This window comes from Streptomyces sp. NPDC059224 (assembly GCF_042754285.1).
Classification (GTDB): domain Bacteria; phylum Actinomycetota; class Actinomycetes; order Streptomycetales; family Streptomycetaceae; genus Streptomyces.
This window is the reverse complement of record NZ_JBHZAN010000028.1, coordinates 21,385-34,895: the sequence shown is the minus strand read 5'-3', so window position 1 is coordinate 34,895 and position 13,511 is coordinate 21,385. Positions and strand designations below refer to the sequence as shown.

The following is a 13,511-nucleotide window of genomic DNA, read 5'->3' as shown; positions in this document are numbered from 1 at the left end:
GAACCGTCTCTCGGCGCACCGATGCCCGCGGCCACCGAACGGTCCGCGCTCAGGGACGCCATGCCTCGATCGGGTTGCCGAGCCAGCGGGTGTCGTCGGGAACCGACTCCGCCGCCATGACGAGCGACGCGGGACCCAGGGTGGTACGAGCCCCGATCGTGCTGCCGGGCAGCACGATCCCGCCAGGACCCAGTGTGGCGCCCTCACGGAGAACCACAGTATCCGTCCGCAAGATCCGGTCGTGGAAGAGGTGAGTCTGCAGGACACAGCCGCGATTCACGGTGGCGGCGTCCTCCAGGGTCACCAGATCCGTCTCCGGCAGCCAGTAGCTCTCCACCCAGACCCCCTTGCCGATCCGCGCGCCCAGGCCGCGCAGCCACGCGGTCATCACCGGAGTACCCGGAACCGAGCCGGCCAGCCACGGCACCGCCAGCACCTCGACGAAGGTGTCCGCCAGCTCGTTGCGCCACACGAACGAGCTCCACAGCGGGTGCTCCCCGCTGCGGTGCCGCCCGACCAGCAGCCACTTGGCCAGCACCGACACCAGGCCCGCCGCCGCACCGGCGGCGAGCAGCACCGGGCCGGACAGCAGCGGCGCCCACGCGCCGAGCGCGCACAGCGCCGCGACCGTCAGCCCGGCCAGCGCCACCGAGCACAGCACCGGCACGATCCTGAGCGTCTCCACCAGGCCGCGCGCCCACAGCAGCCGCGCGGGCGGCTCGTAGGTCCGGCTCTGGTCGCCGTCCGACGTGCTGCGCGGCAGCTTCACCGGCGGCAGGCCCAGGTACGACGTGCCCTTCTTCGCCTTCTTCGGCGTCGCCGACAGCACGCCCACCAGACCGCCCTCCGGCACGCTGCGGCCCGGCGCGGTCATCCCGGAGTTCCCGAGGAAGGCACGCCGCCCGATCTCCGCGCGCCCGATCCGCACATAGCCGCCACCGAGCTCGTACGGCGCGGTCAGCGTGTCGTCGGCCAGGAACGCGCCCTCGCCGACCGTCGTCAGGCTCGGCAGCGCGAGCACGGTCGACACCTCGGCGCCGCGCCCGATCCGCATCCCGAGCAGCCGCAGCCACACGGGGGTGACCAGCCCGGCGTACAACGGGAACAAGGTGTCCCGGGAGCGGTCCATCAGCTGGGAGACCGTCCAGGCCTGCCAGCCGACCCGGCTGTGCGTCGGATGCGTGCCGACCCTGAGGCCCAGGCTGAGCAGCCGTACCGAGACCAGGATCAGCAGCGCGTACGCCAGCCCGAAGCCCAGCGTGGCCGGGACCAGCGCGATCGCCGCGCCCCGCAGAGCCTCGCCGAGGCCGTCACCGGGGGTCACGAAACGCCCGGCGACCAGCAGCGCGACGGCGCCCGCGAGCACCGGCAGCGCGCTGAGCCCGAGGCCCGTCAGACCGTACATGATCCGCCAGTAGGTGCCGCGCTGCGGCCGCTCCTTGGGCCAGTTCCGCTTGGCCTTGCCCAGCTTGACCGCCGGGGCGCCGGCCCAGCGCTGGCCGGTCGGGATCTGCCCGGTGACCGCGGAGCCGGGGGCCACCTCGGCGCGCTTGCCCACGCGGGCGCCCGGGAAGAGGATGCCGCGGGTGCCGACGACCGCGTGGGCACCGATCCGGACCGGGCCGATCACCAGCCGGTCGCCGTCCAGCCAGTGACCGGAGAGGTCCACCTCCGACTCCACGGCCGCGCCGCGTCCCACCCTGAGCAGGCCGGTGACCGGCGGCAGCGAGTGCAGGTCCACCTCGGGACCGATCTTGGCGCCGAGCGCCCGCGCGTACCGCTCCAGCCAGGACCCGGTCAGCGCGGTCGCCCCGGTGAACTCGGCCAGCCGCTCGGCGGCCCACAGCCGCAGGTGGACGGAGCCGCCGCGCGGGTACCGGCCCGGCTTCACGCCCCGCAGCAGCAGCCGTGCGCCCCCTGCGGCGACCGCGATCCGGCCGGGCGGGGTGTACAGGACCAGGGCGCCGACGGCGACCAGCCACCAGGGCGCGGTGGGCAGCCAGTCGTAGCCGCCCAGCACGTTGCCGAGCGCGGCCAGGACGACCGTCCAGCGCAGCCCGAGCAGGGTGAACAGCGGGAGCAGCACCATGAGCTGCACCAGCTGGGCGACGCGCGGCACCGGCGCGATGGTCCGCTGCGCGCTGTCGTCCTGCGCGGACGCCGCCAGGCGGCGGGCCAGCTTGCGCAGCACCGGCTGCTGGTAGATGTCGAGGACGGCCGCGCTCGGGTAGCGGGTGCGCAGCCGGGTGGTGAGCTGGGCGGCGGACAGGCTGCCGCCGCCGATCGCGAAGAAGTCGTCGGAGGCGCTGCTCACCGGGATGCCGAGGACCTCGGTCCACTGCTCGGCGAGCCACGCCTCGGTGCCGTAGAGCTGCTCCGCCTTGCCGGCCGTCTGCAGACCCTCCAGGGGCCAGGGCAGGGCGTTGCGGTCGACCTTGCCCGAGGTACGGGTGGGCAGGTCCCCCACGGGCGCGAGCAGCGGGACGAGGGCCGCGGGCAGCTCGGCGCGCAGCTTCTCGACGGCGGTCGCGTGATCCCAGCCGTCCTGGGTGACGACATAGCCGACGAGCAGCTGGTTGCCGCCGCGCGCGGTCCGGACGGCCGCCGCGGCGCCCGCGACGCCCGGGAGCGCCTGGAGGGCCGCGTCGACCTCGCCGAGCTCGATACGGCGGCCGCCGAGCTTGATCTGCTCGTCCGCGCGACCGAGGAACACCAGCCCCTCGCGGTCGGCACGCACCAGGTCACCGCTGCGGTAGGCCCGCTCCCAGCCCAGGGACTCCAGCGGCGCGTACTTCTCGGCGTCCTTCTCGGCGTCGAGGTAGCGGGCCAGGCCGGCCCCGCCGATCACCAGCTGCCCGCTCTCGCCCATCGCCACGGGCAGGCCCGCCTCGTCCACGACGGCAAGTTCCCAGCCGTTCAGCGGCAGCCCGATGCGGATCGGCTCCTCGCCGCTCATCAGGGCCGCGCAGGCCACCACGGTGGCCTCGGTGGGCCCGTAGGTGTTCCAGACCTCACGGCCCTCGGTGACCAGGCGCTGCGCCAGCTCGGGCGGGCAGGCCTCGCCGCCGAAGATGAGGAGCCGGACGTCGTTGAGGGTCTCGGGCTCCCAGAGGGCGGCCAGGGTCGGCACGGTCGAGACGACGGTGATCTCCTGCTCGACCAGCCACGGGCCGAGGTCGGCGCCGCTGCGGACCTGGGAGCGCGGTACGGGCACCAGGCAGGCGCCGTACCGCCAGGCCAGCCACATCTCCTCGCAGGAGGCGTCGAAGGCCACCGAGAGGCCCGCCATGACCCGGTCGCCGGGGCCGATCGGGTCCTCGGTCAGGAACAGCGCGGACTCGGCGTCCACGAAGGCGGCGGCGCTGCGGTGGGTGACGGCGACGCCCTTGGGCCTGCCCGTGGAACCGGAGGTGAAGATGATCCAGGCGTCGTCCTCGACGCCGGGCCGCCGTGCGGCGTGGTGTGCCTCGGGGGCGCGTACGTCGATCGAGAGCCCGGCGCCGAGGACGGCGGCGACCTCGGCCTCCCCGAACACCAGCGCGGCCCGCTCGTCCGGGTCCTCGGCGTCGACGGGGACGTAGGCGGCGCCGGCCGCGAGCGTGCCGAGCACGGCGACGTACAGGTCGTTGGTCCCGGACGGCACCCTTACGCCCACACGGTCGCCGAGTCCCACCCCGGCCTCGTGGAGGCGTCGCCGCAGTCGCTCGACCTCCACCGCGAGGCCGCGGTAGGTGAGCTGGGCGGTCCCGTCGTCCAGTGCGGGCTCGTCGGGATGGCTCCGTACCGTTGCTTCGAACACGTCTACGAGCGTGCGCGGCGAGGCCGCCGCTCCCGCGGAGAACCGTGCCGTGTCCCCGAACTCCCCGCGGATCTCTTCGTCGAGCAGGCCGAGAGCACTGCTCTCGTCAATCGCTGCCATCCGGTCCTCGCGTCTCGTTCCCGGAACCTCCGGGGCGCCGGCGGGTCCTCAGGTCTGCCTGGGGTTGTCCGGCTCCGGCTGGGTAACAAGCCGGAAATATTAGTACGACGCTAGGCTCCCGCTCCTGCGGTGGCCACTTGGAAGCGCCCGTTCGGAGCGGTCAGTTCAATTTTGAGGCACCCCTGACCAGGCCTTCTCCGGATGTGACGAGAGATGTGACACACAGCGTGAGGCGGGTCAACACAGTGTAAGAAAGGCCAACGCGGCGTGAGGCGGGCCGACTCCGCCGGTCCTGCGGCGCGCGGCGACGGCCGGTGCCGTGGCAGGGAGGGGAGCAGGCCACGGAACCGGCCGTCGTCGGGGGGGCGGTGCGGGTCAGGCGGCGGTGACCTCGGCCCAGATGGACTTGCCCCAGGGCAGATTGCCCACACCCCAGCGGCCCGAGCACAGCGCGTCCAGGATCAGCAGACCGCGCCCGCGGTCGCGCTCGACGGAGATGGGCCGCAGCCGTGGACGGTGGTTGAGCGGATCGTGCACCTCGACCCGGGTCCGGGCGCCGTCGGAGTCGATCAGCAGGCGGACCGGGTCGTCCGGGTCGGTCTCGTACCGCAGGGAGTTGGTGACCAGCTCGCAGGTGACCAGTGCGACGGCCTCGATGTGGTCACGGGAGGCGTCCGGGGTGTGATGGGTGATGAAGTCGCTCACGAACCTCCGTGCCGCCCGGGCCGACTGGGGCTCGCTCGCCAGTAACAGGACGGGCGACGGGACGACTTGCAGTGCACGTGTTTCGGTCGCGGTGCTCCGCTGGCGTTCGATCATGTGGATCCCCTCACGGGCATGTCCCAACGCAGGCACGGTAGTTCGCCATGCGAGTGCGGTCACTTTCGTATTTCCCGGATTCATGGTGCCTTCACGGCACAGTCGATAGCAATACGTCCCACGGGATGTGAAAAATTGCGCGCCTCTGCGAGAGACTTGCGGCACAAGCCGTCAGCCGGTGGCGAGGGCCTGGGCGGCACGGCAGACTGTCGGGCAGTTCACCGCAGAGAAGGGGGAACCCGTGAGCACGCCCACGGTGCGCCGGCGACGACTCGGTGCGAAGTTGCGCGAACTGCGCGGCGAACTCACCCTCGACGAGGTCGCGGAGCACTCCGAGGGCGCGTTCGTCTCCTCGAAGCTGTCCCGGATGGAGACCGGCAAGACCGCCCCCAAGGCAGCGGACATCCAGGCGCTGCTCGACCTGTACACCGCACTCGGCCGCGATGTGAGCGACGAACTGTGCGCGGCCCTGATCACGCTCACCAAGGAGGGCGGCCGCCGCGACTGGTGGCACTCGTACCGGGGTGTCCTCACGCCGGTGTACGAGGACCTGATCAGTCTGGAGGCCGAGGCGGAGACCGTCTCCACCTGGCAGTTGGGGATGGTCCCCGGCCTGCTCCAGACCGCCGAGTACGCCCGCGAGATCATCCGGGCGACCGCGATGTCCGAGGCGGTCGAGGCGCGGGTCGACGCGCTGGTCGAGGTACGGCTGGCACGTCAGGCGGTGCTCACCCGCGACAGCGACCCGCTGGCGCTCTGGGCGATCATCTCCGAACAGGCCCTGCGCTGCACCACCGAGGATCCCGCCCTGATGTACGAACAGTTGGGGCGCCTGCTTACGATGGGGCGGCGCCCGAACATCAACATCCAGGTGTTGCGCTCGGACGCCCCCCTGCACGCCGGACTGACCGGCACCTTCAGCATCCTGGGCTTCGGTCCGCACGCGGATCTGGACGTCGTCCACCAGGAAGGGCTGACCTCCGCCCTGTACATCGAGGAACGTGATCGGGTCTCCACGCACCGGGCCGCGTGGCAACGCCTCACGTCTGCCGCCGAGTCCGTCGAGGCGTCGGTGGAACTGATCACCCAGATAAGGAAGAACGAATAGCGAATGAAGCACGTTGACGACGCGTCGACTCTGCCGGTGACCTGGTGGAAGTCCTCGGCGTCCGCATCACAGTCCGACTGCGTGGAATGCGGGATCGTCGACGAGACGACGGTGGCCGTCCGCGACAGCAAGCGGCCCCACGGGCCCGCGCTGCTGCTGGGCCGGGCGGCGCTCTCCGCGTTCACCTCGGCCGTGCCCCACGGAAATCCCGGCAACGGCCGAATAGGCCGCCTCGGCTGACCCGCACACCCCCCGAAAACCAAGAAACCCCTGCTGAGCAGGGGTTTCTTCGTGGTGTCCGAGGGGGGACTTGAACCCCCACGCCCGATAAAGGGCACTAGCACCTCAAGCTAGCGCGTCTGCCATTCCGCCACCCGGACAAGGTGTCTGTCGCGCGGGGTTTCCCTCGCGGCGACGAAGGAAACATTACCAGGCTTTCGGAGGTGGCCGATCACACCCCGTTCCCGGGACGCACGGGCGTGAACGGCGTGTGACGGACCGGGACCGGTCTTGGGCTCGGGCCGGAAGGGAGAGAGGATGACGGAAAGGACGACAAGGACGACAGGGACCGGCCGGCAGTGACAGCGGAAGGAAGCAGCGTGAGCGAGACGGACACGGCCAGGAGCGTCACCGGCGAGGACGAGGTCGTGGACCTCTGCCGCGAGCTGATCCGCTTCGACACCAGCAACTACGGCGACCACTCCGGGCCCGGCGAGCGCAAGGCCGCCGAGTGGGTGGCCGAGAAGCTCGCCGAGGTCGGGCTCGAACCGGAGATCTTCGAGTCGCACCCGGGCCGCGCCTCGACGGTGGCGCGCATCGAGGGCGCGGACCCCACCCGTCCGGCCCTGCTGATCCACGGCCACCTCGACGTCGTACCGGCCAACGCCGACGACTGGACGCACCACCCGTTCTCCGGTGAGGTCGCGGACGGGTGCGTGTGGGGCCGGGGCGCGGTCGACATGAAGGACATGGACGCGATGACCCTGGCGGTCGTGCGGGACCGGCTGCGCAGCGGCCGCAAGCCGCCCCGGGACATCGTGCTCGCCTTCCTCGCCGACGAGGAGGCCGGCGGCACCTGGGGCGCCCGGCACCTCGTCGACCACCACCCGGACCTCTTCGAGGGTGTCACCGAGGCGATCAGCGAGGTGGGCGGTTTCTCCTTCACGGTGAACGAGGAGCGCCGGCTCTACCTGATCCAGACGGCCGAGAAGGGCATGCACTGGATGAAGCTGAAGGTGGCCGGCACCGCCGGGCACGGCTCGATGATCCACCGCGACAACGCGATCACCGAACTGTCCGAGGCCGTCGCCCGCGTCGGCCGGCACAGGTTCCCGGTGCGGGTCACCAAGACCACCCGGGCCTTCCTCGACGAACTGGGCGACGCGCTCGGCACCGAACTGGACCCGGAGGACATGGAGTCGACGCTGGCCCGGCTCGGCGGCATCGCCAAGCTCATCGGCGCGACCCTGAGCAGCACCGCCAACCCGACCCAGCTGAACGCCGGTTACAAGGTCAACGTCATCCCCGGCGAGGCCACCGCGCACATCGACGGCCGGTTCCTGCCCGGCCACGAGGACGAGTTCCTCGCCGACCTCGACCGGCTCCTCGGTCCGAACGTGGTCCGCGCGGACGTGCACTCCGACAAGGCGCTGGAGACGTCCTTCGACGGGGCGCTGGTGGAGGCCATGCAGTCCTCGCTGCTCGCCGAGGACCCGACCGCCAAGGCGGTCCCCTACATGCTCTCCGGCGGCACCGACGCCAAGTCCTTCGACGACCTCGGCATCCGCGGCTTCGGCTTCGCGCCGCTCAAGCTGCCGCCGGAGCTGGACTTCGCGGGCATGTTCCACGGCGTGGACGAGCGGGTGCCGGTGGACGGGCTGCGGTTCGGAGTGCGGGTGCTCGACCGGTTCATCGACGCCTCGTGAAGCGGTACGCGTCGTGAACTCCTGACTTCAGGTATTCGGGCGGCTGTACGAGATCGACTGGAAAGAGTGAATGCGACGATAAGCTCGTAGCTCCATTACTCCCTCCTCGTTACATCTCATGCGATCCGCTACTTGGGATCGCATTGCCAACAAGGAGGAATAATGCTCAAGAAGGTCGTCGCTGCTGCGGCTGCCACTGGTGGTCTGGTTCTCGCGGGTGCGGGCCTGGCCGTCGCCGACTCGGGTGCTCAGGGCGCTGCCGTGGGTTCCCCGGGTGTCGTCTCCGGCAACGTGATCCAGGTTCCCGTGCACGTCCCGGTGAACGTCTGCGGCAACACGATCTCGGTGATCGGGCTGCTGAACCCCGCCTTCGGCAACTCCTGCGTCAACAAGTGACGCCTACTCCCTGAGGGGCGTCTTTCCGTCGGCCCCGGAGTGCGCGCCATGCGCTCCGGGGCCGACCGGTTTTTCCGCGGAATTTCCGCGAGAAATGCAATGGTCAGGATCCAAGGCAGGGGGGAATTCAAAAATGCGACAGGGCACTCGCAAGGGCCTTATGACGGTGGCCGCGGCGACCGGAGTGATCGCCGCGGCGAGCGGCTACGCACACGCCGACTCCGGGGCCACAGGCTCGGCCACCCACTCGCCCGGTGTGCTGTCAGGCAACACGGTGCAGGCGCCGGTGCACGTGCCGGTGAACGTCTGCGGCAACACCGTGAACGTCGTCGGCGCCCTCAACCCGTCGATGGGCAACAAGTGCGCCGACCGGGGCGGCGGGGGCGGTGCGACCGGGGGCTACGGAGACTCGGGAGGTCACGGCGGCGGTTCGCATGCCGTCGGCCGCACCGGCGGCTCGCCCGGGGTCGGTTCGGGCAACACGGTGCAGGCCCCGATCGACGTACCGGTCAACGTGTGCGGCAACAGCGTCGACGTGATCGGCATCGGCAACACGGCCATCGGCAACGACTGCGCCAACGGCGACCACGGCGGAGGGTACGGCGACCACGGCGGTGGCGGTGGTCACCACGGTGGCTGTCACGGTGGTTCCGGCGGCCACGGGGGCAACCCCGGTACTCCCGGGCACCCTGGTCATCCGGGACAGCCGGGAAACCCTGGCACTCCCGGCACCCCGGGACAGCCGGGAAACCCCGGTACTCCGGGTACTCCCGGGCACCCTGGCACCCCCGGGCACCCTGGCACCCCCGGTCACCCTGGCACCCCCGGTCACCCTGGCACCCCCGGTCACCCCGGAGGCGGGACCGTTCCGACCGGTGGTCACGGGTCCTCCGTCGTCAGCCCACTGGGCGGCAGCTCGGTGACCCACCCCGGTACCGGTGCCGCCCAGCTCGCGCACACCGGCGGTGACGTGCCGCTCGGCCTCGCGCTCCCGGCGGGCGCCGGCGCGCTGCTCGCGGGCGCGGTGCTCTACCGCAAGGCGCGCGCCTCGGTGTAGCGCACGGACGGTGACGCCCCCGCGGCGGTACGTGAACGGAGCGGGCCCCGTCGATGCGGGGCCCCTTCCGTCATGCGGAGAGTCTCACCATGTGGCACGCACCTGGCGGATGATCCGCCGGCGCAACCGCACCCTGCGGCTGCCGTCGCGCATGAGGCTCAGTCGGTCCAACTCCCAGTGTCCGTACTCGGCATGGTCCGTCAGCAGACGCGTCGCCTCCTTGCGGGACACCCCGCGAGGTACGTACACGTCGACAAATTCGTATTCCGGCATCGCATCTATTGTGCGGGCTGGTGCCCGGTACGGATAGCGTCTGCACTATGTCTGATGCTGCGCAGCCCACCGCTGCCGAGGTACGCGCCGCCGCCGAGGCGGTCAAGACCGCGCTCGACCGCCATCTGGCCGCGGTCGAACGCAGGTCGGGGGAGGACGACCCGGCTGTCTACGAGGCGTTCAACCAGCTGGCCGCGGCCGCCGAGGTCTACGACGAGCTGCTCTACGACCGCTACGACGAGGTCACCCCCTTCGAGATCCCCGGCACCGAGGACTCGCTGCCGCCGTACGCGGGGCCCGAGGAGCCGAACGCGATCAGCGTGCTGATCCGCCGCGACTACGCCGTGGCGGAACCACAGCGGCTGCTGGCGCAGGCACAGCGGGTCGAGGCGGCGGAGTACGGCGACGGGCCGGGCGCGGACGAGGACGCCGCCGGCACCATCCACGGGGCGCTGGGGATCCTGTTCGGCGAGTTCGAGCCGGACGAGATCGCCTCCCGGCACAAGGAGTTCGGCCTGGAAGAGGGCGACTCCACGCTGTGGGTGACCGCCGCGGACGAGGCGGCCGAGCCCGGTGAGTGGCTGGAGGCCCCGTTCGAGGGGGTCGACCCGCAGCGGGTGGTGTGCCGGTTCGACGTCAGCGCGGTGTTCGACGACGAGGACGACGAGGACGACGAGGACGACGAGGAAACCGCACGCGGCGCGGGCGCGGACGAGCTGGACGACCTCGACCTGGATGAGGACGAGGACCTGGAGCCGCTGGACGCGGAGCGCTGACCTTCCGGTCGGCGGTGTCCCGCGCGCCTCGGGGCACGTAGGGCACCGCCGGCCGGGTCAGGCCTCGGCCGTCGGCGGCACCTGTGTCTTGAGCAGGAGCGGCAGGCGGGTCGTGCGGGGCTTCGGGAGGGACTCGGCCACCGCCTTGGGCAGGGCTTGTTCCACTCCGTGGACCACCGACAGATGCCGCTCCGCCCGGCCGAAGGCCGTGTACACCCAAGGACGGCTGAGGGACTGGGCCGCGTCGCCGGGGAGCACCACGACCGCGGCCGGCCAGCGGCCGCCGACCGCCTGGTGGGCGGTCAGCGCCCAGCCGTGCCGTACGGCCTGCTCCACCCGCTCCTGCGGTACGACCACGGGCGCGCCCGCGCACGACAGGTGCAGCCCGTCGGCGTCGGCGTCCACCACCTGGCCCGTGACCGTACGGCCCGGCGCGGGGGAGTAGGCGACCCGGTCACCGGGGTCGAAGCCGCCGAAGCGGCCGGGGCCCGGATTGAGCCGTTCCTTGAGGGCGGCGTTGAGGGCGCGGGTGCCGGCCGCGCCGCCATGGCCCGGGGTGATCACCACGGTCTGCTCGGCGGGGACGCCGATGGCGCGCGGCACGGAGTCGGCGACCAGCTGCACCGTCCGGTGCACCGCTTCGCCGGCGTCCCGCACCGGCACGATCACGATCTCCTTGCCGGGTGCCTCGACCTGGCCGAGTTCACCGGCACCGATACCGGAGACCAGGTCACCGAGCGGGCCGGGGTCGGGCGTGCGCGAGGCGATCTGCGGGCACACCCGGGCCGCCAGCAGGTCGGCGAAGACCCGCCCGGGGCCCGCCGACCACAGCACCGCCGGATCCCCGCTGAGCACCAGCCGGGCCCCGTCGGGCAGCGCCTCCACGAGCACCGCCGCGCCCTCCACGTCCAGTTGGGGCGCGTCCAGCACGATCAGCAGGTCGAGGTCCAGGGCACCCTCCGCGTCCCGGCCCGGTCCCTCGGCACCGGAGAGCAGACCGGCGACCGTGCCGACGCCCGTGTCCGCGGCCGCCGACCGCGCGGCCAGGCGGAGCTGTCCCTCCGAGGTGTGCACGGCGGCGAAGGCGCGCAGCCCGGCGCTCCGGGCGGCGGTCAGCAGGGCCGCCGGTTCGTCGCGCGCCGCCTCGCCGCCCGTGTGCAGCACCAGGCCGTGTCCGACGAGCGCGGCCGCCAGCTCGGCGGCACCGCCGGAGACCGCCGCGGCGGCCGTCTCCCAGGGCTCCGAGGCGTCCTTGGACAACGAGTTGACCAACCGGGCCAGTCCGTCGGCGAGGCTCTCCTCGGCCAGCGCGTACCGCTCCAGGGCGACCAGGGTCCGGACCGGCCGCTCCTCCTCGTCGTCCTCGGGCTCGGGGGCGCCCGGGTCCAGGAGGTCATGGAAGACCAGCGCGTCCCCCTCGGCGAGCGCGTCCCGCACGGCCGCCTCCGGGTCGGGCACGGACCGCTGGGCCAGGGCGGCCGTGAGCGCCGGCATCTCCAGCGCGGTGTGTCCGGCCAGGGCGGCCTGTTCCAGGAGCCAGCCGGTCACCGCCCGGCCGCGCCGCTCGTCGTCGGGAGCGCACTCCGCGCCCAGCAGCGCCCGCGCGAACCCGTCCGCCTGGTCCGGCCGGACGCCGGTGACCCGGAGCAGCTGCCAGGGATCCTCCCGCAGCAGCGTGTCGGCGCCCTCGCCGAGAGCCGCGGCGACCTGGGGGGCCAGCGACTCGGGGGCACCGCCCTCGGCCAGCACCGCCCGGACCGACGCGACCGTCGCCACGGCGGGCGCGGCGGTGACGGTCGCCGGCCGCGGCCGGTGGACCGGCTCCGGCGCGGCCGCCGGGCGCGGTGCGGGCTCCGGGGCGGCGAACACGGTGCCCGCCGGCTTGTCGCCGCTCTCCACCGCACGGATCGCCGCGAGCAGGTCGGCCGCCTTGCCGCTGAGTCCGGCGCCGCTCTCGATGGGGCCCTTCTTCTCCGACTTACGGCGCTCGATCCGCTCCCGCTCGATCCGCTGGGCGGCCAGCTCGGCCTCGGCCTCGGACTGCTTCGCCGCGCCTGCCGGGTCGTCGTCGCCCGTGCCGGCGGTGCGGGTGTCGGCGGTGCGGGTGTCGGCCCCCGGTGTCCCCCCGGCCGTCGTGCCCTCTTCGCCCTCGTCGGCCTCGGGAGTGGCGCCCAGCCCCGGCTCCGTGCTCACAGCGTGCTCCAGTCGTGATCGGGATAGCGGTGCACGGGCGCCGACACGTCGTCGAGCGCCCGGCAGATCTCGTCAGGAAGACTAAGCGCCTCCACTGACAACGCCCCCGTGAGCTGCTGCGCGTTGCGCGCGCCGACGATCGGCGCGACGACTCCGGGCCGGTCCCGCACCCAGGCGAGGGCCACCTGGAGCGGTGTCACGGCGAGCCCGTCCGCCGCCGTCTGCACCGCGTCCACGATCCGGGTCGCGGTGTCGTCGAGATACGGCGCGACGAACGGCGCCAGATGCTCCGAGCCGCCTCTGGAGTCCGGGGGAGTGGAGTGCCGGTATTTCGCGGTCAGCACGCCCCGGCCCAGCGGCGAGGACGGCAGCAGGCCGATGCCGAGGTCGAGGGCGGCGGGCAGCACCTCGCGCTCGATGCCCCGCTGGAGCAGCGAGTACTCCAGCTGGGTGCTGGCCAGCCGGGTACGGGTGCCCGGCGCCGCGAGCTGCCAGGTGGCCGCTTTCGCGATCTGCCAGCCGCAGAAGTTGGAGACCCCGGCGTACCGGGCGCGGCCGCTGCTGACGGCCAGGTCGAGGGCCTGGAGCGTCTCCTCCAGCGGGGTGTCCGGGTCGTAGGCGTGCACGTGCCAGACGTCGACGTAGTCGGTGCCGAGGCGGGCCAGGGAGGCGTCGAGCGCGGCGAGCAGATGGCCGCGGGAGCCGTCGAAACGGCGGTCGGGGTCGGGAACGCTGCCCGCCTTCGTCGAGATGACCAGGTCACGGCGCGGCACCAGCCCCTCTATGAGCTGGCCGAGCAGGTACTCGGCCTCTCCGTCGCCGTACACGTCAGCGGTGTCGACGAGGGTTCCGCCGGCCTCCCAGAACGCCTTCAGCATGTCCGCGGCGTCGTGCTCGTCGACGTCCCGGCCCCACGTGAGAGTGCCGAGCCCGATCCGGGACACGCGCAGGCCGGTACGGCCGAGATGCCTCTGCTCCATGCCCGCGAGATTACTGGCCAGAGCTGGTGCCTTGGGTTGCCTGTGGATAACCGGTTTCCACCGGA

At 72.4% G+C, this 13,511-nt stretch carries 11 protein-coding genes and 1 tRNA gene; 6 read left to right on the top strand and 6 right to left on the bottom strand.

Features of this window, described 5'->3' with window-relative positions; genetic code table 11:
- Positions 1–49: 49 nt before the first annotated feature.
- Both ACFXI4_RS29520 and ACFXI4_RS29515 read right to left on the bottom strand, forming a co-directional pair.
- Complete coding sequence (locus tag ACFXI4_RS29520) at positions 50–3,919, bottom strand: Pls/PosA family non-ribosomal peptide synthetase (RefSeq protein WP_384996666.1); 3,870 nt, start codon at positions 3,917–3,919, stop codon at positions 50–52.
- A 375-nt stretch (positions 3,920–4,294) separates the two neighbouring features.
- On the bottom strand, positions 4,295–4,666 hold the full coding sequence (locus ACFXI4_RS29515) for an ATP-binding protein (RefSeq protein WP_362724053.1): 372 nt from the start codon (positions 4,664–4,666) through the stop codon (positions 4,295–4,297).
- A gap of 313 nt (positions 4,667–4,979) precedes the next feature.
- Between ACFXI4_RS29515 and ACFXI4_RS29510 the strand changes: the two genes are divergently transcribed.
- Together ACFXI4_RS29510 and ACFXI4_RS29505 are read left to right on the top strand one after the other, a co-directional pair.
- The gene (locus ACFXI4_RS29510; protein WP_362724050.1) at positions 4,980–5,846 is read left to right on the top strand and encodes a helix-turn-helix transcriptional regulator; all 867 of its coding nucleotides are present in this window, start codon (positions 4,980–4,982) and stop codon (positions 5,844–5,846) included.
- Between the two features lie 3 nt (positions 5,847–5,849).
- Complete coding sequence (locus ACFXI4_RS29505; protein ID WP_384996664.1) at positions 5,850–6,086, top strand: DUF397 domain-containing protein; 237 nt, start codon at positions 5,850–5,852, stop codon at positions 6,084–6,086.
- 52 nt (positions 6,087–6,138) lie between these two features.
- Here ACFXI4_RS29505 and ACFXI4_RS29500 read toward each other — a convergent pair.
- Positions 6,139–6,226, bottom strand: a tRNA-Leu gene (locus tag ACFXI4_RS29500).
- Between the two features lie 219 nt (positions 6,227–6,445).
- Here ACFXI4_RS29500 and ACFXI4_RS29495 point away from each other — a divergent pair.
- The 3 genes from ACFXI4_RS29495 to ACFXI4_RS29485 all read left to right on the top strand — a co-directional run bounded on the left by ACFXI4_RS29495 (position 6,446) and on the right by ACFXI4_RS29485 (position 9,224).
- Positions 6,446–7,771 carry a M20/M25/M40 family metallo-hydrolase gene (locus ACFXI4_RS29495; RefSeq protein ID WP_384996662.1) on the top strand — a complete coding sequence of 442 codons (1,326 nt, stop codon included), beginning with the start codon at positions 6,446–6,448 and terminating at the stop codon, positions 7,769–7,771.
- 162 nt (positions 7,772–7,933) lie between these two features.
- Positions 7,934–8,167: a chaplin ChpH gene (gene chpH, locus ACFXI4_RS29490; RefSeq protein WP_362724041.1), complete on the top strand. Its 234-nt coding sequence runs from the start codon at positions 7,934–7,936 to the stop codon at positions 8,165–8,167.
- A 133-nt stretch (positions 8,168–8,300) separates the two neighbouring features.
- Positions 8,301–9,224, top strand: coding sequence for a chaplin (locus tag ACFXI4_RS29485; protein WP_384996659.1), 924 nt, complete (start codon positions 8,301–8,303; stop codon positions 9,222–9,224).
- 84 nt (positions 9,225–9,308) lie between these two features.
- Here the strand turns inward: ACFXI4_RS29485 and ACFXI4_RS29480 are convergent, their stop codons facing one another.
- Positions 9,309–9,497 (bottom strand): DUF5703 family protein, encoded by a 189-nt coding sequence (locus ACFXI4_RS29480; protein ID WP_046732800.1) that lies wholly within the window; start codon positions 9,495–9,497, stop codon positions 9,309–9,311.
- A 47-nt stretch (positions 9,498–9,544) separates the two neighbouring features.
- On the opposite strand from ACFXI4_RS29480, the gene ACFXI4_RS29475 reads away from it, so the two are divergent.
- Positions 9,545–10,273 (top strand): hypothetical protein, encoded by a 729-nt coding sequence (locus ACFXI4_RS29475; protein WP_384996657.1) that lies wholly within the window; start codon positions 9,545–9,547, stop codon positions 10,271–10,273.
- A gap of 57 nt (positions 10,274–10,330) precedes the next feature.
- Here the strand turns inward: ACFXI4_RS29475 and ACFXI4_RS29470 are convergent, their stop codons facing one another.
- Both ACFXI4_RS29470 and ACFXI4_RS29465 read right to left on the bottom strand, forming a co-directional pair.
- Entirely contained in the window at positions 10,331–12,466 is a 2,136-nt protein-coding gene (locus ACFXI4_RS29470) for a helix-hairpin-helix domain-containing protein (RefSeq protein ID WP_384996655.1), read from the bottom strand.
- Positions 12,463–13,446 (bottom strand): aldo/keto reductase, encoded by a 984-nt coding sequence (locus tag ACFXI4_RS29465; protein ID WP_362722565.1) that lies wholly within the window; start codon positions 13,444–13,446, stop codon positions 12,463–12,465. Before ACFXI4_RS29465 ends, ACFXI4_RS29470 begins: the two co-directional genes overlap by 4 nt.
- Positions 13,447–13,511: the final 65 nt, after the last annotated feature.

What these genes read in the sequence shown, in the direction of transcription:
- ACFXI4_RS29520 (WP_384996666.1), bottom strand. Translation starts at nt 3,919, where the DNA reads ATGGCAGCGATTGACGAGAGCAGTGCTCTCGGCCTGCTCGACGAAGAG.
- ACFXI4_RS29505 (WP_384996664.1), top strand. Translation starts at nt 5,850, where the DNA reads ATGAAGCACGTTGACGACGCGTCGACTCTGCCGGTGACCTGGTGGAAG.
- chpH (WP_362724041.1), top strand. Translation starts at nt 7,934, where the DNA reads ATGCTCAAGAAGGTCGTCGCTGCTGCGGCTGCCACTGGTGGTCTGGTT.
- ACFXI4_RS29485 (WP_384996659.1), top strand. Translation starts at nt 8,301, where the DNA reads ATGCGACAGGGCACTCGCAAGGGCCTTATGACGGTGGCCGCGGCGACC.
- ACFXI4_RS29480 (WP_046732800.1), bottom strand. Translation starts at nt 9,497, where the DNA reads ATGCCGGAATACGAATTTGTCGACGTGTACGTACCTCGCGGGGTGTCC.
- ACFXI4_RS29475 (WP_384996657.1), top strand. Translation starts at nt 9,545, where the DNA reads ATGTCTGATGCTGCGCAGCCCACCGCTGCCGAGGTACGCGCCGCCGCC.
- ACFXI4_RS29465 (WP_362722565.1), bottom strand. Translation starts at nt 13,446, where the DNA reads ATGGAGCAGAGGCATCTCGGCCGTACCGGCCTGCGCGTGTCCCGGATC.